Raw genomic sequence first — 20312 nt, 5'->3', positions numbered from 1 at the left:
AACAAATTGATTCAATGAAAAAAACAATTACCTGTATTATACTTGCATTTTTTGCCATAACACTTTTTGCTCAAACAGAGTATGATAGCATGTTATTTGACAACAGTTTACTATTAAAAAATGGAATTTATACGTCTTTAAAAGAGGTAAGAAGCAATACTCCGAAATTCCCCAATTGCGAATTAGAGATTGGAGCCATTCAAGATAAAATTAACGTTGATAATTTATTTTATATAAACAGCAATAACACACGTTTAAAGTTTGAAGCGAATTTATATGCAACGGTTATAAATGGGCGATTATTTATATTTTATAAATCCCAATTAAATCCGATTTTTTTAAAAGCAGCTATTTCAACCTTTATGATAAAAGAATGGGTTTCAGTCCCAGCAAATGATGCAGACCGATCAACAGTAGGCAACGGTCAGATTAAAATAACAATGTACTTTTTAGATTATACATCTGGAGTAATTGCGAAAGTTGATAAAAAAACATTGGAGCCAATTATAACTAGAGACCCAGCCTTATCTGCTAGTTTCAAAAAAATTAAAAAAGACCCAGACAATAAAAAATCTTTCCCTTTTATTTCTAAATACAATGCACGACACAAAGTATATGTCAGAACTCCCCATAAAACTACCATTTCTGCCGAATAATCTCTATTATTGAACTTTAAACGTATAATTAGGTGTTCTAAAACAAACGTAAAAAATATGAAACAAATTTTTATCGGAATGATGGTTGTATTCTTTGCAACAAGCCTAAGCGCTTGTTCAAATCAGCAATCTGCAGCAGCAACCAACGACACACTAAAACTTAATGCGCTTCAATTTAGCAATATGGTGAAGGCTACTGCAAATCCCACACTTCTGGACGTACGTTCGGAAGAAGAGTTTAATAAAGAGCATATAAAAAATGCGAAAAATGTGAATTGGAATGGTTCAGATTTTAAAACCCAAGTAGCACCTTTAAATAAAAAAGAACCTGTGTTTGTATATTGTTTAAGCGGTGGAAGAAGTGCGAGTGCTGCAAACTATTTACGTTCGGAAGGTTTTGAAAAAGTATACGAATTAGATGGAGGAATGTTAAAATGGAATGCTGCCACATTGCCTGTAGAAAAAGGAAATACACCAAGTGTTGCTCAATCAGAACAAGAGATGAGTTTGGTTGAATTTCAAAAATTATTAGAAACGGACAAATATGTTTTGGTAGATTTTTATGCAATCTGGTGTGGGCCATGCAAACAAATGGAGCCAGACTTGAAGGACATTGCTGAAACAATGTCCGATAAAGTTACTGTTGTACGTATTGATGTAGACAAAAACCCAACACTGAGTCAGCATTTTGAAATAGAATCTTTACCAGCGATACATATTTATAAAAACAAGAAATTGGTTTATGATGACATTGGCTATAAAACAAAAAAACAATTGGTGAATCAATTAAAGTAAGTACTCTTTAATTACATAAAGAAAGGGCTTGTATGTTTAAAACGTACAAGCCCTTTTCTATGAATTACTTTCTGCCTATTTTTGAATTCTTTCATGCAACTATGATTAAGGCCTCCAAAAGTTTAATAAAAGACACAAGTAAATCAGCATTGCTGTTATATAAAATAATGATACCCATTTCTATCGCTGTAAAGGTATTGCAGTATTTAGGATGGATTGATTATTTAGGATCTGCACTTGCCCCCATAATGAAATTTGTTGGCTTACCAGGCGCTTGCGGCATCATTTGGGCTACAACTATGGTAACCAATATTTACGGAGGAATGATTGCATTTTATTCCTTAGATATTTCTAACACCTTGACAACCGCGCAAGTATCCATCTTATGTTGTATGATGTTGATGGCACATGCACTTCCAATAGAATTACAAATAGCGCGCAAAGCAGGGTGCAAACTTTGGATTATGTTTTTAATTCGTTTTGGTTTTGGAATCCTTACTGCTATTTGCATGAATCTATTGTTAAATGAAACCCAATTTTTACAACAACCAAATAGTATTCAATGGAAACCTGAAATTCTTGTAAACCCCAGCATCGGGGATTGGGTATTGGGTGAAATTAAAAAATACATCATAGTATTCTTTGTTGTGATGGCGCTATTGTTTGTAATGCGTGTATTAAAAAGATCTGGAATATTAAATACATTTAGTGAAGGTTTAAAACCAATACTAAGCATCTTGGGGATTAACAAAGAAGTAATACCCATGACAGTGATTGGCATGAGTTTAGGTATTTTATATGGAGGCGCATTAATTATTAAGGAGACAGAAGAAAAGGAAATTCCTGCCATGGATGTATTTTATGCATTTGTTTTAATGGGCTTATGTCACAGCTTAATTGAAGACTCATTGCTAATGATATCCATGGGTGCACACTGGTCGATGGTGTTTATTTTTAGAATGATATTTGCATTGCTTGTTACTTTTGTAGTCGTAAAAATCACAAAACGCTTGCCTCAAAATTGGTTCGTTCAAAAATCTCAAACTACCTAAGTATAGGTATTTCGAATTAAGAAATTGCCTTGTTTTTATTCATACCAATAAATTGCGTATTTTAGCTTAATGAAAAAGAGTCTTTTAGTTATTTCCATTTTGGCAATTTTTTTGTCAAGCTGTACCGATCAAAAACAACATACTCAAGTTAAGTTAGCAGACACATTGAGTGAAATCGAAATATTAGATCCCGAAGCAGAAACCTTATTTTCAAAAGATGCGAAGGCAGAAATTCTTGCACAAGGATTTTTATGGGCAGAAGGTCCGCTTTGGTTAAAAGACCAACACAAATTAATTTTTTCAGATGTTCCCAGAAACACCATCAATAGCTGGTCAGAGAAAGATAGTCTGCAACTATATTTAACCCCATCTGGGTATACAGATACAATTACACGTGGAGGCGAAACAGGATCTAATGGGCTTTGTTTAAATAGCGAAGGCAAGTTAATATTAACACAATGTGGTGATAGACGCATAGCAGTAATGCTCGCGCCTTTAGATGCTCCAACAGCAGATTTTAAAACACTTGCTGATAAATTTGATGGCAAACGCTTTAGCAGCCCAAATGATGTTATTGCAGACAAAAAGGGAAATTATTATTTCACTGATCCTCCATACGGATTAGAAAAACAAGAAAATGATCCATTAAAAGAACAAACAAAAGAAGGCGTGTATAGATTGAATGCAGATGGTTCTGTAGAACAAATCATTGATTCTTTAACCCGTCCCAACGGACTTATTCTTTCTAATGATGAAAAGAAATTATATGTAGCCAATTCGGATCCAGCACGCGCAATTTGGGCGGTATATGATATTGACAGTTTGGGTAAACTTAGTAACGGCAACGTATTTATGGATGCAACTCCTTTTGTAAATAAAGGTAAAGGATTGCCCGATGGTTTAAAGATGGATAGCAAGGGATATATATACGCTTCTGGTCCGATGGGTATTTGGGTTTTCAATCCAGCTGGAAAGCATATTGCTACGATTAAAATTAAAGAACATGCTTCAAATGTTGCCCTAGATGATACAGAGTCTTATTTGTATATCACAGCAAATATGTATTTGTTACGTCTTAAATTAAATAAATGAGTACCCCTCACAGGCTTATAAAAGACACAGAAAAAGATTGGCCTTCTGATAACGAAGAAGACTATTTTGAATCTTTGTTTCATACCTATTACAAACACTTATGTAGATTTTCATTTCGAATTGTTCGAGATAAGGATCTTGCAGAAGATGTTGTACAAACGTGTTTTGTAAATTTTTGGGATAAAAGAACAAGTACGATCATTCAATCTTCTTTTAAGACCTATTTATTTCGTGCGGTTTATAATAGAAGCATAAATGAATACAATAGGGCTAAAAAAATTGTACATGAAGACGTGTCAATTTTGAGCGAAGAAACAGCGTCTGTTTCTTATGACCCAATCTTGGAATTAGAGGGTAAAGAAATGCAAGATTCAATTAATAAGGCAATTGCATCGATGCCAGATGCTTGCAGAACTGTCTTCATGTTGAGCAGAGAAGAGCAATTATCTTACAAAGAAATAGCAGAAATGCTTCAAATATCTGTTAAAACAGTTGAGAATCATATGGGTAAAGCGCTGAGAATTATGAGAGAGCATCTTTTCCTCTTATTTCTCGCAATATTTATTTCTGAAAATAGCACAATTATTTTCAATATATAAATAGGGGTAATCCTTTGCTCAATTGTCTTAGTATTGAAATGACCATGAAAAACGAAAATATTCTAAATAGCGACTACTGGTACGAAACAATCACTGCTTTTAAGCAGGGAGAACTTTCGGAACAAGAAGTGCAAGAACTTTACCTCTGGAAAGCGGAAAAGCCGGAGCATAAGTTGTTTTTTGAAGAAGTTGAAAAATCTTGGAAAGTTTCGAGAGAGAGAAATCAATTCCCTGAATTCAATATTGTTAAGGCTTGGAATGCTGTAAAAGCGCAAACGATAGATTGTAAAGAAGTAAAGAGTATTTCTTTATGGGTGAATATCTGGCAAGCACCAGTGGCCAAAGCTGCAGCAGCAGTATTGCTCTTAGCATGTATAACGTGGGCTATGAGTAATGTTGTATTTACCAAACCTACTTTTACAGATTTACAATCCTTTGGAGGAATGAAGGAGTTTTATCTTCCTGATAGCAGCAAAGTATATGTGCATGATACAACTACGGTTCGGTATGCGTCTACATATGGCGAAACAGAACGTATCGTATATTTAGATGGCGAAGCGTTCTTTGAAGTACAAAAAAACGAAAAAAAGCCATTTACTGTTTTATCATTCAGATCTAGAGTAGTAGTAAAAGGAACCAAATTTTTGGTATGCAGTAGAGCAAATGATTCGGTAGATGTTATAAAAGTGGAAGAAGGTAAAGTTGCTGTGCTAGAAAAATACAGTCGCTCTGGTAAAGAAGTCATGCTAACAAAAGGAATGACGTGTACCGTAGATAGAATTGGCAACTTGCGCAAAGGTGAAACAATGAATACGAAGCCTGCCGTTTGGAGAAATGCGGACCTACTGATTTTTACTGGGACTCCTTTAAATCAAGTAGTAACGGATTTAAAAAGTCGAACAGGTGTTGACGTAAAACTAAATAATCCAGACATGGGTACATGCAGATTTACGGGTGAATTTGACAATGCAGATGTGGAAGAAATTTTACAAGTAATTGCACTTTCCATGAATATGCAAATCGAGAAACAAGGTTCTTTATACATCTTAAAAGGAGAAGGGTGCAAATAATTTTTTAAAAGACTTTTTAGTATATTTATAGAAAAAATTTTAAGATGAGACAAAAAATTCATCTGACATTACTTTTTCTATTCATTTCCACACATGCAATTTTTGCGCAAGTACTGGATAAAAAAGTAACTATTCAGTTCCAAAACATTAGTATAGAACAAGCACTTAAACAGATAAAGAACACGTACGGTGTAAATTTTTCTTATTCTCCAGACCAAGTGGATTTAAGTAGACACGTAACTTTTTATGTTAAAAATGAAAGTCTAGGCTACGTTCTGAACAAACTATTTAAATCAACACCTATCGTTTATAGAGCAGTAGGTAATCAGATTGTATTAAAAAGAAATAAAGCTGAACATCATTATCCGGCGCCCCCGAAAAATAATACGAGTGTTAAGACCAATACAAATCTAGAGACAACACCTGAAACAAATACAATAATAGAGTCTGACAAAGATTCACTAATTCCACCAGTAATATTGATTGCAAAGCCCTTCGAATTTATTTCGACAGACACGGTGCAAGCAATAAAGCTATTAGATAATTCGTACTCAAAAGGACTTATAGACTTAAATTCTACCTATGTTCAAAAAAAAGATAGTGTAGCCATTCAATCTTTTTTAAATAATACGCAATTAAAAAAGAGTTATAAAGCATCTAAATTAGCGCTTGAAAAGGAATACAAACAATTGCGCGACAGTATAATGATCGCGAAACAATTGGAGCGTAGACCCAAAAAAATTACAGATACATCTAACATTCAATACAGCGAAGATTTATTGATTCAAGATGATTTTCAATTTACTGGAATTTACCCTTTAGCATCACATGGCTTAACGAGTGGTCTTTATAGAAATGAGTATTCGTTAAATGGACTTATTGGATATAATGGCGCAGTATCAAAATTTGAATACGGTGGTGTAGCAAATATAGTCCGCAGAGAAGTACATGGTGTTCAAATGGCAGGCATAACAAATATTGTTGGAGAATATGTGCGAGGTGCACAGTTTGCAGGGATTGCAAACATTACAAATCAAGAGCTTATTGGTGGGCAATTTGCGGGTCTTGTAAATGTTGCGAATGGTGCAGCCTCTGGCGTACAAGTGTCAGGTGCTGTAAATGTAGGAACGGAACAATTAGACGGTTTACAACTAGCGTGTATCGTTAATCAGCATAATGGCGTAGTGAATGGCGGACAAATTGGTTTAGTTAATCATGCGCATAAAGTAAATGGTTTTCAATTTGGGCTCATTAATATTTGCGATACGATACATGGCGTGCCTTTTGGAATATTATCTATTGCTAAAAATGGATATGCTAAAATAGAAGCATATTATTCGGAAACTACACGCGCAAATATTGCCATTAAAAGTGGGGTAAAAGGATTGTATAATATTTTTGAATTCGGAGTAAATTTTAATTCTGTAAGTTATCGCTGGACATTTGGTTATGGACTTGGAACTACTTCGCAAATGAGTAAGAATTCAACAATATCTTTTGATCTTGTAGCATTACATATAAATGAAAATGAAGCCTTCACAAATAGGATGAATGAGCAACTTCAATTACGTATTATGTTGGGTTTACAGATATCAAAGAGAGTATCCTTGTTTGCGGGACCGACATTCAACACGTCGTTTTCTAAGTATATAAATTCAAGTGGAGTAAAAGGATCAAAAATAATTCCAAATAAAGCTATTGTATACCAAAATACGATTAAAATATCAAACGGGGATAACATTTACAACCCTTACTGGCTGGGCTTTAATGCGGGTATTCGATTTTAATAAAAGCGTACGTTGTGCATATAGAAGCCTTCGCTCCATGCGAAGGCTTCTATCGTTATAGCCCCATAGTAGAAATTGTTGTAAAGACTTGCCAAATAGAAATGGAAAAAACTGATACGCCAAATATAATATCAAGTATTCAACTTAATAGAGGAAGAAATTTATTTTATCCTTAATTAAAGACGCAGAAATACCAAAAGCTTAATTCAGCTATAGAAATATTATTTCAATTTATTTTTTCTATACTCTAAATATTCTTCTCTATACTGCGCATTATTTTGGTTGCTCATATACTTGTATTTTAATTCTGCCATTTTAGTATCGTCCCAATTTTCAATGTCAATTTGAGTTTTTAATGATATGGAATAAAGTGTTGCAGCTAAAGCAAAAAATACTGCCACCCGAATTAATTTAAGAAAATATACATGAGCAGTTTCCTTATAAATTACTTTTGTACGAACAGTAAACAACCAACCAAATGCAATTGGCAAACCAAAACACGCAATTGTTAAATGCATTTGGCTAAAAGGCCAATACATCAAGCGAAACAAAATGCCGATACACGTAATTGAAAGAATAACTCCTGTTATCATATTTACGGCATTAAATTGCTTTTCATCTTGCTGAAAACCTATTATTTCAAAGCCCCGAATTATATAAATAACCGCCAATGTACCTAAGGAAAGAACTGTTAATGGTCCTGAAAAAGGCAGATGTGTAAATCTTAGAAAAAGCGCAATCAAAAACAATGCAATACCCGCAATCTCCACTTTGCCCGTTGGAAGCGGATTTAAATGTGTGTTCACTTCGTTTTTCATATTCATTTCATATTCATTTCATATTCAAAAGTTAAATTTATTGAAAGTAATGAAAAATAGTTGATTTTAAAACCGAGATCGTGAGGTGATACATTTCACTAACGCACATTGTGATACACACTCATGCAATAGTTTAAAGGTAAATTATCGATCGTTAGAATGATATTAACGACAACTATGACATTTTAATGTTATGCATGAACCGGCCGCATTCATTTTTAGCAAAACCCTAACAACTACAAAAATAATTAGTGGCTCCAAAAGCTCCATAACTCATAGATGTTGACCTATTTTATATCCCTATACCAACCCTACAGAATCACAACATAATTTCTGAATAGATTTCGCACATTCATTTAAAACCCTTTAAATCAAATTTCATGAAAAAGCTAACTATTTTAATTGCTATTGTTTTAGTTGCAATAAGCAGCTGTACTATTGTTCGACCGGGTGAGGTAGGAATGATACAAAAAATTGGCATTATAAAAACACTGCCTGTTTTGCAAGGTTCAAAAGGTTTTAATCCCTTTGTTTCCAAAATTATTAAAATAAACGTTCGAGTAACGGAAGTGTATAGTAAATTAATAGTACCTACTAAAGAAGGATTAAGTATTGACGCACAAATTAGTTTGTTGTATCACATCAATCCGGATAGTGCTAAAGCGGTATACGTTCGGTTTGGACAGAATTACGAAGAGGTTGCAATCATGACAAATTTCAGAGCAACAACCAGAGAGGTTACAGCACGTTATTATGCAACTGAACTGTATGCCACAGAAAGAGAAAAAATAGAATCTGCTATTAAAGAACAAATGTTAATTGCAGTAAATAAATATGGGTTTATTATTGATGCTGTGTTGTTAAAAGATATTGTTTTGCCAGAACAAATAACAAAAGCCATACAAAATAAAGTGCAAGCGCAACAAGAAGCAATGCAAATGGAGTATGTTATTTTAAAGCAACAAAAAGAAGCAGAAAGAATTGTTGTTGAAGCAGAAGGAATTAAAAAGTCTCAAGACATTATAAATTCTGCAATGACAGAGGCTGCTTTAAAATACAAGTATATTGATATGATGAAGTACTTGTCAACTTCAAGTAATGCAAAAGTAATTATTACCAATGGTCAGGTGCCCATAATGGTAGGTGGTGAATAAAATATTGGATTAGAGGGTACCCAAAACCCTCTAATCCAATAAATTGTATTTTTGTTTTAGCTGGTATGTTGCAATCAATTGCTGTAATAGTATAAGAGGTTGAAGCTGCTTTTGTTTAATTTTGAAATGAATTAAGAGCACAACTATGAAAGCCAGAAACAAAATTTCCTTATATGTTATCGTATTATCTTTGATAGCAATACTTAGCGCAGGTACATTTTTAAGCATGCTTTCAGTTGGTGATAAAGCGCCTGCTTTTACAGTAGCCGGTTTGGATAGAGATAGCATACGTTTATCAGACTATAAAGGAAAGCTAGTAATTCTTCATTTATGGAGCCCAACATGCCCCCATTGCAGAGAAGCAAACCAATTTATACCCATTATCATGGCGCCGTATAAAGATGAAAACATTGCGTATATCATGGTTGCCATTGATATGGACACAAGCACATTAAGACCCGTGATAAAAGAAGATAAATTAAATTTTGCCATACATGGGTATGATCCTTTTGATGGAGCTGCTAAAACAATGTTAGATTATAAAGCATCTGGTACTCCTTCTATTCAGGTAATTGATGAAAAAGGAAAGATTTTAGCTATGGATATAGGTTACAAACAGCTTAAAAAATTTCTAAAGAAACAATATCCGACTAAATAAGAAGCTTAGCAATTAATATTCTTGGTTGGTTTAATGGGTTTTTAGTAATTTGCATCTATAAAATTAATGAGATGGATATAGATGCATTGTATGTAAGGCTAGGGGAAGAAAATCTAAATTTATTAGTTAAGTACTTTTATGATTTGGTATTTGTAAATGAGCAAATTGCCCATTTATTTAAAAATGACAAAGAAGAGATAAAAGAGAAACAACGATTATTTTTGACACAATTTTTAGGCGGTCCACAAGCATACTCTCAAAAATTCGGTCATCCACAAATGCGCGCACGTCATTTGCCGCATCCAATATCAAAACCCGATGCAATGGCTTGGTTGCATTGCATGTCGCAAGCAATTGGAAAGCTGCCGATAGACGAAACGTTAAAAGACGAATTGTTTGCTCGTTTCCCCCAAACAGCAATGTTTATGGTAAATGAAGAGTGAGAATTCAGCTAAGCTAAAAGAACATATGATTTTATAATTGTATAACCAAATGTTAAATACATTCAATTTTTAAATAGATTTTTTCAAAGTTAAATACCCCATTTCTTATTTCATTAAAATAACTTACCTTGTTTTAGTAATATAATTTAGTAAGTATATGCAATTAAGAAAGTTTGGCCGTACAAATTGGCAGGTTAGTGAAATTGGTTACGGCATGTGGGGTGCAAGTGGCTGGAAAGGTTCAGAAGATAGCCAATCTGAAAAATCGTTAGACCTTGCTGTTGAACGAGGGGTTAATTTTTTTGATACAGCTTGGGGATATGGCGAAGGACATAGCGAACAGTTGTTAGGCAAATTGGTTCAAAGACACCAAAGCAAAAAAATATATGTAGCCACTAAAATTCCGCCGATGAATTTTAAATGGCCTTCTAAAAAATCTTATAGCCTAGATGAATGTTTTCCCGCAGACCATATAAAGAAATATACGGAAACAAGTTTGAAAAATCTTGGTCTAGAAAAGATAGACTTAATGCAGTTTCATGTGTGGGAAGATGCCTGGGCATTTGATGATCGTTGGCAGCGAGCAGTAGAAGATTTGCAAAAGGAAGGCAAAGTCGATGCTTGGGGAATAAGCGTAAATAGATGGGAACCAGAAAATTGTTTAAACACCTTAAAAACGGGCTTGATAGATTCTGTGCAAGTGATTTATAATATTTTTGATCAAGCACCTGAAGATGTTTTGTTTCCTTTATGCAAAAAATTAGGCATTGCTACCATTGCGCGCGTACCCTTTGATGAAGGGACTTTAACAGGAAACATTACCAAAGACACTACTTTTGACGAAGGCGATTGGAGAGCGAGCTATTTTGTTCCAGAAAATTTAATTGCGAGTGCAGAGCATGCAGATCTTTTAAGACCTTTCGTTACAAAAGAAATGTCTATGGCGGAGCTTGCCTTACGCTTTATCTTAATGAATGACGATGTGTCGACAACCATTCCGGGTATGAGAAAAGAACGCAATGTATTAGCAAATACCGCTGTTAGTGATGGCACAAGACTTGATGCAGATATGTACAATGTGCTGAAAAAACACCGTTGGGATAGAGAGCCAACAGCTTGGTCTCAATAATAATCCAACACCATATAATATTCTCCAGGTTAATTAATAGTCCACGTTTCATTTAATTTTTAAATAAGGGATGTATAAAAATCAAATCATAAGGATATTGTCTGCTGTCTCCATGCTTTATTGTATGTCGTGTTCCAAACAACACGAAGAAGCAAGTTCAGAAGAAATTGAAAAAATTATTTCTCAGATGACGATTGAGGAAAAGGTTGGACAAATGACAAACCTTACCTTAGCAACCATTGCAAATGAAGTTGACAGTACAGTGGTACTTGATACTGCGAAGGTAAACGATGTTATCATAAAACATCATGTGGGTTCTATTCAAAATGTATTAACACATGCATATACACTAGACGAATGGCATGCGATAATTGAACCCATTCAAAAATTAACTTTAGAAAAAACACGACATAAAATCCCATTTTTATATTGCATTGATGCAGTACATGGTGCGAATTATGTTTATGGCGCAACCTTGTTCCCTCACAATATTGGTTTGGCGGCTACCAGAAATAGAGTATTAGCAAAAGAATGTGGAGCAATAACAGCTGTTCAAGTTCGGGCTGCTGGCATTCGATATAACTTTGCACCTGTCTTAGATGTTGGCCGCAATCAGCAGTGGTCGCGATTTGGAGAAACCTTTGGCGAAGATACGTATTTGACTTCCGAGATGGGCCTTGCGTCCATTCAAGGACTTGAAGGGGGTGATGTTTCTAGTCCATTTCATGTGGCAGCATGTATGAAACATTTTATTGGATACTCCATGCCGCAAAATGGGAAAGATAGAGCTCCAGCATATATACCCGAAATTGTATTGCGCGAATATTTTTTACCATCGTTTAGAGCGGCTGTAAATGAAGGAACACATACGTTGATGGTAAATTCAGCAGAAATAAATGGCACTCCAGTACATGCTAGTAAATATTTGTTAACGGATGTATTACGAACGGAGCTGGGATTTAAAGGAGTTGTAATTACAGATTGGTTGGATATATTGAAACTTCAAGAACGTCATCATGTTGCGAAAACCCATAAGGACGCAGTATACCTAGCGGTAACAGCAGGAATTGATATGTGCATTGTTCCCTTTGATTTTAGTTTCACAAACGATTTAATTGCATTAGTGAAAGAAGGAAAGATTTCAGAAGAACGCATTAACAAATCCGTCAGAAGAATTTTACAATTAAAAAAAGATCTGGGCTTATTTGATCACCCCTATTTAGAACAAGACGCATTGCAAGCATTTTCTAAGCCAGCTTATACTAAAACAGCAGTACAGACGGCACGTGAATCAATTACCTTGCTAAAAAATAAAAATGACCTATTGCCCTTCACAGACAAAACACGTGTATTGGTTACTGGTCCGTTTGCAAATACTTTATCAGAATTACATGGCGCCTGGTCCTACACATGGCAAGGGAATAAGGAAGAATTTTATCCAGACACTTTATTAACCATTGCTGAAGCGTTTGAAAAGAATGCACCGCTAACAAGCATATTTGATTTATCTGCTTGGGATAAATCGAACGTATTAAATAAAGGAGCGTTGATAAAAGCAGCACGGAGTTCAGACGTTATTGTAATTTGTGCTGGGGAAGCGGCATATGCAGAGACTCCAGGCAATATTCCAGACTTGGCATTTGATTCAACACAAGTGGATATGATAAAAACACTTGCTAGCACGGGCAAGCCGATTGTATTGGTATTGTTAGAGGGTCGCCCGAGAATTATTAGAGAAATAGAACCTTATTGCAGCGCTATAGTATTGGCTTATTGGCCGGGCACACACGGTGCACAAGCCATTTACGACGTACTTTATGGAACGTATAATCCAAGTGGGAAATTACCTTTTACCTATCCGCGTTATAGTGGCACATTGATTACCTACGATCATAAATTGTTGGATGAAGCGGTAGAAATTGTTGAACCAGAATACAACTATTTTTATGAGTTCAATCCACAATATCCATTTGGCCATGGATTGTCTTATACAACGTTTGAGTATGGAAAGATTATAATGAATACAGATACATTGGCAATAAATGATTCATTAAGAATTTCTGTAAAAGTTACAAACACGGGCAAGGTAGCAGGCCAAGAAGTAATTGAATTGTATACGCATGATTTGGTTGCATCGATTACGCCATGTGTGAAGCGATTGAGAAAATTTGAGAAAATAAATTTAATACCAGGAGAAACCAAATCCGTTGACTTTGTATTAACAAAGAGGGATCTTGCGTTTGTAAATGAAGCACTTAAAACCGTTACCGAAAAGGGAATTTTTGAAATAATGATTTCAAATCAAAAAGCACTAGTATATTATAAATAATTATTTTCAACTAAATTAAAAATGTACGCATGAATAAAATTATATATTTCGTCTCTGTACTCTTACTGTTAAGCTGTTCAGAAAATAAAAAACCAGAACCTGAAGAACTGTTGGTTACAGGAGTAAAGGCTATTTTAAAATGGCAAACAGATACTATTTTTAAAGTGCCCGAATCTGTTTTATATAATAAAGCAGATGAATTTCTATATGTTTCGAACATCAATGGTAAACCAGATAGTGTAGATGGCAATGGATTCATAAGTCGTATGAGTTTAGATGGAAAAATAGAGCAGTTGGAATGGGTTAAGGGATTAGATGCACCAAAAGGAATGGGTGTATACAATGGAAAAATGTATGTAACAGATATTCATAAGCTCGTAATAATTGATATGGAAACGGCAACAATTGAAAAATCAATCGTTGTGGACAGTGCACAATTTTTGAATGATGTTACAATTGATGCCAAAGGCGATGTATACTTTACAGATTCGGATGCGAGAACAATCCATGTTTATAGAAACGGCGTGGTAAGCTTATGGGCAAAAGATCCGATGTTACTTAAACCAAATGGTTTGTATGCATTAGATAGTTCTTTACGTATTATTGACATGGAGACAGGTTTATTTTACGATGCTGACTATACAACTAAGAAATTAACAGGTGTTGCACAAGGCATTCCAGGTGGAGATGGGGTAATGCAGGTTTCTAAAAAGGAATACATTATCTCTTGTTGGCCAGGAGAAGTGTATTATATTAATGATACACTTGTGGAAAAAATATTAGATACAAAAGCAGCCAAACTAAATGCAGCAGATGCATGCTATGTAGATACGGAACAGTTATTAATTGTGCCTACTTTTTTTGGTAATTCAGTAATGGCGTATACCATCACAAAGTAATTTTAAAAAAAAATTGTAGAAGCTCGGTAAAACTATCGAGCTTCTTTTTTTTGATGAATAAGCAAACCAAGCATAGAGATGGAACCATTCGTTGTTACATCATTAAAATAACGAATAGAATCTGTTTTTGTCTTTAAGCCTAAACAATATAACAAGGGCAAGTAATGCTCTGGCGTAGGTATCGCATATTTATAATTTTCAAGAGACGTATACTGTATCAATGGGCTAAAATTATCTGTATCAACAATAGTTTTAACGGTATGTATAAAATTTTCAGCCCAATCAAAAGCAGAGTTATCCCATTTGATCATTCGTAAGTTATGTACTACATTACCGCTTCCGATAATGAGTACACCTCGTTTTCTTAATTCAAATAAATCTTGTGCAAGAGCAAACTGCTCTTCCGGTTTTTTGCGTACATCTAAACTCATTTGAAAAACAGGAATATCTGCATTGGGATACATCGACATCAATACAGACCATGTTCCATGGTCTAAACCCCATTCGTGATCTTCATCAATTTTCCAATGGGTCGAAAGGTCTTGCGTTTGTTTCGCAAATTCCGGAGTTCCAGCTGCTGGATATTGTGCATCAAAAAGTGCTTTGGGAAAACCACCAAAATCATGAATGGTTCGAGGGTGTTGCATTGCAGTAACTTTTGTGCCAACCGTTTCCCAATGTGCAGACACAACCATGATTGCTTTGGGAATTGAAATTTCTTTAGCAATATTTTTCCATGTATCCGTAAACCTATTTTGTTCAATTGCATTCATTGGACTTCCATGTCCAATGAATAAGACAGGCATTACTGTTTCAATGGTTTGCTCATTATCCCAAGCACGGGCAAATTGATGTAATCCTAACATAGTGAAACCAAATAAAGTACTTGTATTAATAAATGCTCTCCTGTTCATGAATAGAAATTTTAAAGCTATAACTGTTAAAGTATAAATTAATTCATTAGCAGATAAGCAATTTTACTTTTTATGCCTCTATATGATTTATAGTAGGTAATCATATATTGACTTTCTAAATTTTTGCAAACAATTAAATGCATTATGACTGCGGCAGGTTCACATATTTATAGCAAAACAAAAATAAGTAAATAAACAGGCGCAATTACGAAAGGATTAATCTTAATCGCTTGAATATAAGTTGATGATTGGGCGTATAAATTGGCGTATAGTTATATACTATAAATATGCGACCTCGCGGTGGTCGGCACTTGTACAATGGTTATACAAATTTATTTATAGACACATAAAAAAACAAAATGGGCTCTATATAATTTGTCGCTACCCATTTTTAATCAAATAGAGCCCTTTTTATTTTCTTCCTTTATCGCTTTATTTATCTTTTTTTCAAGAGCTTTATAACTTACATATCCTTCACATAAAACTTGATATCCGTTCTCTTTTTTTTGTAAAAGAGTGGGATATCCTGTAACACCCATTTTTGTCGCTTTAGCAAATTCTGCATGCGCTAAATTAAGATAGGCAGTGTCTTGCATTCTTTTTAAGAACTCAACTTTATCAAGATCAAATTGAGTTGCAATGTTTGCATAAACAGAGTCTTGGTTTATATCTCGCGCTTCTATAAAAAAAGCCTTTTGAATGGAGTGTGCGTATGCGATCTGATTTTTTGATGTGAATGATTTGTATACACAAAGTGCAATGGATGGTTTTTCAGAAGAGGAAACATAACTACCCTCTTTTACTAATTCTATATACGCTTGTCCAAATGTTACTCCACTTGCTTCTTCAAGTATGGGAATAGCACTTAATACGTATTCGGACATGTTGCTAATGGGTCCAATTCTATCTCCCAGCACCATACCTCCGCTTAAAATCTCAATTTCAACTTTGTCTTTATAATCATTCCCAATTTGATTGATTACAGGCCCAAAGCCATAACACCATCCGCAAAGTGCATCATATACATAAATAAGCTTAATTGGTTTTGTGAGGCTTTCATATTTTTTTACTTCTGAGCTTGTTAGCAATAGAATACAAAAAATGGTAGAAATATACAATGTTGATTTTTTCATAAATACTCCGTAAATGAATATTGTGCTTTATTCAACATCAAATATAGGAAATTGATTCATCGTTGTTTTATGAAAACGCATTGCCTACACTCAGTTAAAAATCAAATTGTTGAATAGTAAAACGTTAAGAAAATGATAGCGTATAATAATAAGTTAAATTAGGAACAGCTGTTTGGTTACATTCTATTCCTTAAACATATATATTGAAGTATAACGACCATAGTTTATGAAAAAAGTAGTATATCCCATTTTGTTAGGCTTATCTATAGCGGCTTTTGTGAGCAGTTGTAAGCCTAGGGAAGAAGCGCCAGTAACTCCAGCCATTGTTGATAGATCAAAGCCAGATGATGCAGGTGCCCGTAATGAACTAGATAAAGTTTATAGTGATATTGAGAAGGTATATAATTCTCAACAATATTCAGATGCATCTAACCTCAGAACGACCGCAGGCGGTGCAATTTTACCTTGCGGTAAAGTCACATTTAATGCTAAAAGTTTTACAATTGATTATTCTAAGTCTGGCATGAATTGTGGCACAAGGGTATTGAGTGGATCTGTTGAAGTAAGTCTTTTTTCAGGGAATCAATTTTCAGACCCAGGCGCAGTGTTGAAAATAGAATATACCAAATATAAAATATTGTATTATGTAAACAATCAATCGATTACTTACAATGGTATTAGTTATGTAACAAATGGTCCAAACGGAGGTACGATGTTGAGTTTGTATACAACAACCCCAGCAACGGTAGAGCATCGAGTAAGAGGATTGTTAACATTAACATTTGACACAACGGGTACAGGTACTCATAATGTAACTAGGGAATGGAATATTCGCAGAAAAAATACCTATACTTCTAACGGAACAGCAGCAGGAATAGCAGTTACAGTTGAAGGTGATACCACGATAGCATTGGACACTTATATTCCTGGCGAATTTGTTTCAACAAGCGAGTACGGTATATCAAGAGATGGAGATAAATTTGTGTGCCAACTAGCAACTCCATTTAACTGGTCTAATTGCGGAACAACATATGAAGGACCTTATATTTTGAAACAAGGGAAAGTTCAGTATACGGTAGATTTGACAAATAATCCTATTTCAGCAGGAGGAATTACAACTGGAGCTTGGAGTGCAACAGCAGGATATAAGTATATTGCACCAAATAACACTCCTTTCGACGGATCTTGCAGTTCTGATGGATATAAATTGGATTTCTCATTGAAAAATAGTAGTGGAGTTGATGTATATTCAACGACATCTTTTCAAGCGTATTAATTTGCTAAAATAATTACAAAATAAAAGTCCGTTATAAGCGGACTTTTATTTTGTATACTAGGGTATGAAAATTTAAATCAATCGAATGTTAATCTACTTTGCGAAAAGCCAATTTTGATTTATCACGATGTACTAATATAAGCTGCCCATTTTTTAACGTATAGGAATAACGCTTTTTATTAAGCAACGTAATAAAATCCGATTCTCCGGTTACATCCATACAACTTTTCATCGTTAAGGCCATATCTCCAAATTGAATTTCGTTGCGAACTTTATAAAAGTCGGTGTTTAAATAATTGCAACCAGAAAAACCAGAAAGAGAACCACCTTCTAATTTAAATTCTAATGTAGGAAGCCCTTGTGGGAATTTTTTTACTTCTATTTTTTCTGTATTTATACTATCCAATACCCAAATATCGTGGATCGTTGGCTCAGCCAGATAAAAGCCTCCACCAGAGTAAACGACAGATCTTTGTGAATTTTGAAGTTCAATGCGCACCGAAAAAGGCACATATATGGAACTCGAAAGGTCTAAGTACTTTTCTTCGCTAACGGTTATTGTGATTGAATTTTTTCCTGCCTTATTGGATAAAGAATCTACCAATTTAGTAGAGTAATATTTGACGATGGATGCGTCTTGAGTTTGAAACAGCTTCTCGTGTTTAAATTCAATTGTTTCACCATCGTGAGTAAACAGAAGTGTTTGATTATTTACAATTTTCAATTCCCATTTGTTTGTTGAATTGAAACCATAAAATGTTACACTGTCTTGAAATAAATTTAATTGAAAATTGGTATTATAATATGGATTATTTACTTCAGCAGACTGATTGATAATTGGCATTGCTACTGAAAGAGTGTCTGAATTGCTTTTATCCCTTAAATGTTTTTTATGGCTCTTACAACTTGCAAAAACAACCAATAAACTTAGAACGGCATACAAAGGATATTTTATCATAATCATATTAATAATTTCTTAATCTAATTTAGAAAGGTTTTCGTATCATTACAAGTAGATTGTATTGTATTATTAAATTATGAAAAAGCCAGAAATACTTGTTTCTGTACCATCGGATATTGGCGCACAACGTTTGGGCACGTCTTTAGCATTAGATGCATTGTATGTTGCAGATGCAGAGCGTAAACAGCCTGTATTAAAAAACATACCTTCAAAAATACTTTCAAGTTTTCCGAATAAAAGAGGAGAGGCTGGTCCGTATGCACAAGGGAAATATGCAAAGATATTATCTGAGCTAAATAACAATACAGCAAAAGAAATTTGTGAAGTAGTTAAAAAAAGTTACCCCTTAGTAATCAGTGGGGATCATAGCAATGCCATCGGAATTATGGCAGGTATTCGAGAAGCAATTGGTGCCGATAAAAAACTAGGTGTGATTTGGGTAGATGCTCATGCTGATTTACATACACCCTATACAACGCCTTCTGGCAACATACATGGTATGTCCTTGTCTGCATGCATGGGTTATGATAACATAGAGCTTTCTAGAAGCGATATTGATGCAGGACTAAAACCATTTTGGGAAGAATTAAAGCATTGCGGCGCAAGTCGACTGATGCCTAAAATTGGTCCTGAGGATATTTTCTTTATAGGTTTACGTGATTTTGAAATTCAAGAGTATCATTTGATACGCGATTATAAATTAAATCACTACAGCCCCTACGATGTGAAAGCGAAAGGGCTTACATTTATTTTGGATCAGGCTGTATCGTACTTTAAAGACTACGATGCAGTTTATGTATCCTTTGATGTGGATGTATTGGATACGAGTGTGTCTACAGGAACAGGCACTCCTGTGTACAATGGTTTGTTATTGGATGAAGCAAAACAAGTGGTAGACACCTTAAAACGATTAGAAAATATTCGACTGTGGGAATTTACAGAAATCAATCCCTTGCTCGATAACAATAACAGCATGAGTAAAGCTGTGATAGAATTGATTGACGTGTTGATGGATTAGAATTGATTGGCGGATAATTCAGCCAACCGTTTTTTCGAACGCTCCAAGGGATATAACATTCTTGGAGCGTTCTGCATTGCGCTTCAAACCTTTGAAATTCTTATTTAAATTAGAAGCAGACCGATTGTTATTAAGCACAGTGTTCAGACGACTTTTTGGTTCGTCCGAGCACATGCCTGTTAAACATCTATTCTCAAAATAGAGGATACTTTAGAGAATAGATAGAAAGTGAAAAAATCCCATTCGAGCAAAAGTTTCGTAATTGTTATTCAGTTTTTGTTCATTCTTAAACCAATCCCAATGTCCACGCCAATCATACAAGTCAATCACCTTTCTTTATTTATCGAAGATGAAACGGTATTAAGTAATATTTCATTCTCTATCCAAAAGGGAGAATGCATTGCGTTAACAGGAGCATCTGGAAGTGGCAAAACAATACTTTCTAAAATCATAGCAGGACACATCAAACCTACTTCGGGTCAGGTAAAAAAGCTGGGGAGTAACTGATAAAATATTAACTTTACAGGTA

The 20312-nt window shown here is 34.6% G+C and carries 20 protein-coding genes; 16 read left to right on the top strand and 4 right to left on the bottom strand.

Annotated elements, in window-relative coordinates:
- The first annotated feature begins 14 nt into the window (after window positions 1-14).
- From Q0543_RS12425 to Q0543_RS12395, 7 genes are all read left to right on the top strand, one after another.
- The gene (locus Q0543_RS12425; protein WP_299253468.1) at window positions 15-656 is read left to right on the top strand and encodes a hypothetical protein; all 642 of its coding nucleotides are present in this window, start codon (window positions 15-17) and stop codon (window positions 654-656) included.
- 57 nt (window positions 657-713) lie between these two features.
- On the top strand, window positions 714-1451 hold the full coding sequence (locus Q0543_RS12420) for a thioredoxin domain-containing protein (RefSeq protein WP_299253465.1): 738 nt from the start codon (window positions 714-716) through the stop codon (window positions 1449-1451).
- A 101-nt stretch (window positions 1452-1552) separates the two neighbouring features.
- Window positions 1553-2503, top strand: coding sequence for a nucleoside recognition domain-containing protein (locus Q0543_RS12415; RefSeq protein WP_299253462.1), 951 nt, complete (start codon window positions 1553-1555; stop codon window positions 2501-2503).
- A gap of 69 nt (window positions 2504-2572) precedes the next feature.
- Window positions 2573-3595, top strand: coding sequence for an SMP-30/gluconolactonase/LRE family protein (locus Q0543_RS12410; RefSeq protein WP_299253460.1), 1023 nt, complete (start codon window positions 2573-2575; stop codon window positions 3593-3595).
- Window positions 3592-4194, top strand: coding sequence for an RNA polymerase sigma-70 factor (locus tag Q0543_RS12405; RefSeq protein WP_299253457.1), 603 nt, complete (start codon window positions 3592-3594; stop codon window positions 4192-4194). Before Q0543_RS12410 ends, Q0543_RS12405 begins: the two co-directional genes overlap by 4 nt.
- 44 nt (window positions 4195-4238) lie before the next feature.
- Window positions 4239-5264 carry a FecR domain-containing protein gene (locus Q0543_RS12400; RefSeq protein ID WP_299253454.1) on the top strand — a complete coding sequence of 342 codons (1026 nt, stop codon included), beginning with the start codon at window positions 4239-4241 and terminating at the stop codon, window positions 5262-5264.
- A 44-nt stretch (window positions 5265-5308) separates the two neighbouring features.
- On the top strand, window positions 5309-7051 hold the full coding sequence (locus tag Q0543_RS12395) for a DUF4974 domain-containing protein (protein WP_299253451.1): 1743 nt from the start codon (window positions 5309-5311) through the stop codon (window positions 7049-7051).
- Between the two features lie 221 nt (window positions 7052-7272).
- Here the strand turns inward: Q0543_RS12395 and Q0543_RS12390 are convergent, their stop codons facing one another.
- Window positions 7273-7869: a hypothetical protein gene (locus tag Q0543_RS12390; RefSeq protein WP_299253448.1), complete on the bottom strand. Its 597-nt coding sequence runs from the start codon at window positions 7867-7869 to the stop codon at window positions 7273-7275.
- A gap of 380 nt (window positions 7870-8249) precedes the next feature.
- On the opposite strand from Q0543_RS12390, the gene Q0543_RS12385 reads away from it, so the two are divergent.
- The 6 genes from Q0543_RS12385 to Q0543_RS12360 all read left to right on the top strand — a co-directional run bounded on the left by Q0543_RS12385 (window position 8250) and on the right by Q0543_RS12360 (window position 14481).
- Window positions 8250-9023: a prohibitin family protein gene (locus Q0543_RS12385; protein WP_299253445.1), complete on the top strand. Its 774-nt coding sequence runs from the start codon at window positions 8250-8252 to the stop codon at window positions 9021-9023.
- Between the two features lie 145 nt (window positions 9024-9168).
- A complete protein-coding gene (locus Q0543_RS12380) occupies window positions 9169-9681 on the top strand; it encodes a TlpA disulfide reductase family protein (protein ID WP_299253442.1) in 513 nt (170 codons plus the stop codon).
- A gap of 71 nt (window positions 9682-9752) precedes the next feature.
- Complete coding sequence (locus Q0543_RS12375; protein WP_299253439.1) at window positions 9753-10124, top strand: globin; 372 nt, start codon at window positions 9753-9755, stop codon at window positions 10122-10124.
- Window positions 10125-10281: 157 nt separating this feature from the next.
- Window positions 10282-11253, top strand: a complete 972-nt coding sequence (locus Q0543_RS12370; RefSeq protein ID WP_299253436.1) for an aldo/keto reductase — start codon at window positions 10282-10284, stop codon at window positions 11251-11253.
- A gap of 124 nt (window positions 11254-11377) precedes the next feature.
- Window positions 11378-13582 carry a glycoside hydrolase family 3 N-terminal domain-containing protein gene (locus Q0543_RS12365; protein ID WP_299253433.1) on the top strand — a complete coding sequence of 735 codons (2205 nt, stop codon included), beginning with the start codon at window positions 11378-11380 and terminating at the stop codon, window positions 13580-13582.
- 29 nt (window positions 13583-13611) lie between these two features.
- Entirely contained in the window at window positions 13612-14481 is an 870-nt protein-coding gene (locus Q0543_RS12360) for an ATP/GTP-binding protein (protein ID WP_299253430.1), read from the top strand.
- Window positions 14482-14513: 32 nt separating this feature from the next.
- On the opposite strand, the gene ygiD is transcribed toward Q0543_RS12360, so the two are convergent.
- Both ygiD and Q0543_RS12350 read right to left on the bottom strand, forming a co-directional pair.
- The gene (gene ygiD, locus Q0543_RS12355; protein WP_299253426.1) at window positions 14514-15347 is read right to left on the bottom strand and encodes a 4,5-DOPA dioxygenase extradiol; all 834 of its coding nucleotides are present in this window, start codon (window positions 15345-15347) and stop codon (window positions 14514-14516) included.
- Between the two features lie 443 nt (window positions 15348-15790).
- Window positions 15791-16528: a DsbA family protein gene (locus tag Q0543_RS12350; protein WP_299253423.1), complete on the bottom strand. Its 738-nt coding sequence runs from the start codon at window positions 16526-16528 to the stop codon at window positions 15791-15793.
- 226 nt (window positions 16529-16754) lie between these two features.
- Between Q0543_RS12350 and Q0543_RS12345 the strand changes: the two genes are divergently transcribed.
- Window positions 16755-17804, top strand: coding sequence for a hypothetical protein (locus tag Q0543_RS12345; RefSeq protein WP_299253421.1), 1050 nt, complete (start codon window positions 16755-16757; stop codon window positions 17802-17804).
- A gap of 88 nt (window positions 17805-17892) precedes the next feature.
- On the opposite strand, the gene Q0543_RS12340 is transcribed toward Q0543_RS12345, so the two are convergent.
- The gene (locus tag Q0543_RS12340; protein ID WP_299253418.1) at window positions 17893-18762 is read right to left on the bottom strand and encodes an META domain-containing protein; all 870 of its coding nucleotides are present in this window, start codon (window positions 18760-18762) and stop codon (window positions 17893-17895) included.
- A gap of 79 nt (window positions 18763-18841) precedes the next feature.
- Here Q0543_RS12340 and Q0543_RS12335 point away from each other — a divergent pair, with 79 nt between their 5' ends.
- Window positions 18842-19783: an arginase gene (locus Q0543_RS12335; RefSeq protein WP_299253415.1), complete on the top strand. Its 942-nt coding sequence runs from the start codon at window positions 18842-18844 to the stop codon at window positions 19781-19783.
- Window positions 19784-20083: 300 nt separating this feature from the next.
- Window positions 20084-20290: an ATP-binding cassette domain-containing protein gene (locus Q0543_RS12330; RefSeq protein ID WP_299253412.1), complete on the top strand. Its 207-nt coding sequence runs from the start codon at window positions 20084-20086 to the stop codon at window positions 20288-20290.
- Window positions 20291-20312: the final 22 nt, after the last annotated feature.

This window comes from uncultured Cytophaga sp., assembly GCF_937863595.1.
Lineage (GTDB): Bacteria > Bacteroidota > Bacteroidia > Cytophagales > Cytophagaceae > Cytophaga.
Note: the sequence above shows the minus strand (reverse complement) of the source record. Positions and strands in the feature narration are given on the sequence as shown.

Coding starts and splice junctions, on each gene's coding strand:
- Q0543_RS12425 (WP_299253468.1), top strand. CDS start 15: ATGAAAAAAACAATTACCTGTATTATACTTGCATTTTTTGCCATAACA.
- Q0543_RS12420 (WP_299253465.1), top strand. CDS start 714: ATGAAACAAATTTTTATCGGAATGATGGTTGTATTCTTTGCAACAAGC.
- Q0543_RS12415 (WP_299253462.1), top strand. CDS start 1,553: ATGATTAAGGCCTCCAAAAGTTTAATAAAAGACACAAGTAAATCAGCA.
- Q0543_RS12410 (WP_299253460.1), top strand. CDS start 2,573: ATGAAAAAGAGTCTTTTAGTTATTTCCATTTTGGCAATTTTTTTGTCA.
- Q0543_RS12405 (WP_299253457.1), top strand. CDS start 3,592: ATGAGTACCCCTCACAGGCTTATAAAAGACACAGAAAAAGATTGGCCT.
- Q0543_RS12400 (WP_299253454.1), top strand. CDS start 4,239: ATGAAAAACGAAAATATTCTAAATAGCGACTACTGGTACGAAACAATC.
- Q0543_RS12395 (WP_299253451.1), top strand. CDS start 5,309: ATGAGACAAAAAATTCATCTGACATTACTTTTTCTATTCATTTCCACA.
- Q0543_RS12390 (WP_299253448.1), bottom strand. CDS start 7,869: ATGAAAAACGAAGTGAACACACATTTAAATCCGCTTCCAACGGGCAAA.
- Q0543_RS12385 (WP_299253445.1), top strand. CDS start 8,250: ATGAAAAAGCTAACTATTTTAATTGCTATTGTTTTAGTTGCAATAAGC.
- Q0543_RS12380 (WP_299253442.1), top strand. CDS start 9,169: ATGAAAGCCAGAAACAAAATTTCCTTATATGTTATCGTATTATCTTTG.
- Q0543_RS12375 (WP_299253439.1), top strand. CDS start 9,753: ATGGATATAGATGCATTGTATGTAAGGCTAGGGGAAGAAAATCTAAAT.
- Q0543_RS12370 (WP_299253436.1), top strand. CDS start 10,282: ATGCAATTAAGAAAGTTTGGCCGTACAAATTGGCAGGTTAGTGAAATT.
- Q0543_RS12365 (WP_299253433.1), top strand. CDS start 11,378: ATGTCGTGTTCCAAACAACACGAAGAAGCAAGTTCAGAAGAAATTGAA.
- Q0543_RS12360 (WP_299253430.1), top strand. CDS start 13,612: ATGAATAAAATTATATATTTCGTCTCTGTACTCTTACTGTTAAGCTGT.
- ygiD (WP_299253426.1), bottom strand. CDS start 15,347: ATGTTAGGATTACATCAATTTGCCCGTGCTTGGGATAATGAGCAAACC.
- Q0543_RS12350 (WP_299253423.1), bottom strand. CDS start 16,528: ATGAAAAAATCAACATTGTATATTTCTACCATTTTTTGTATTCTATTG.
- Q0543_RS12345 (WP_299253421.1), top strand. CDS start 16,755: ATGAAAAAAGTAGTATATCCCATTTTGTTAGGCTTATCTATAGCGGCT.
- Q0543_RS12340 (WP_299253418.1), bottom strand. CDS start 18,762: ATGATAAAATATCCTTTGTATGCCGTTCTAAGTTTATTGGTTGTTTTT.
- Q0543_RS12335 (WP_299253415.1), top strand. CDS start 18,842: ATGAAAAAGCCAGAAATACTTGTTTCTGTACCATCGGATATTGGCGCA.
- Q0543_RS12330 (WP_299253412.1), top strand. CDS start 20,084: ATGTCCACGCCAATCATACAAGTCAATCACCTTTCTTTATTTATCGAA.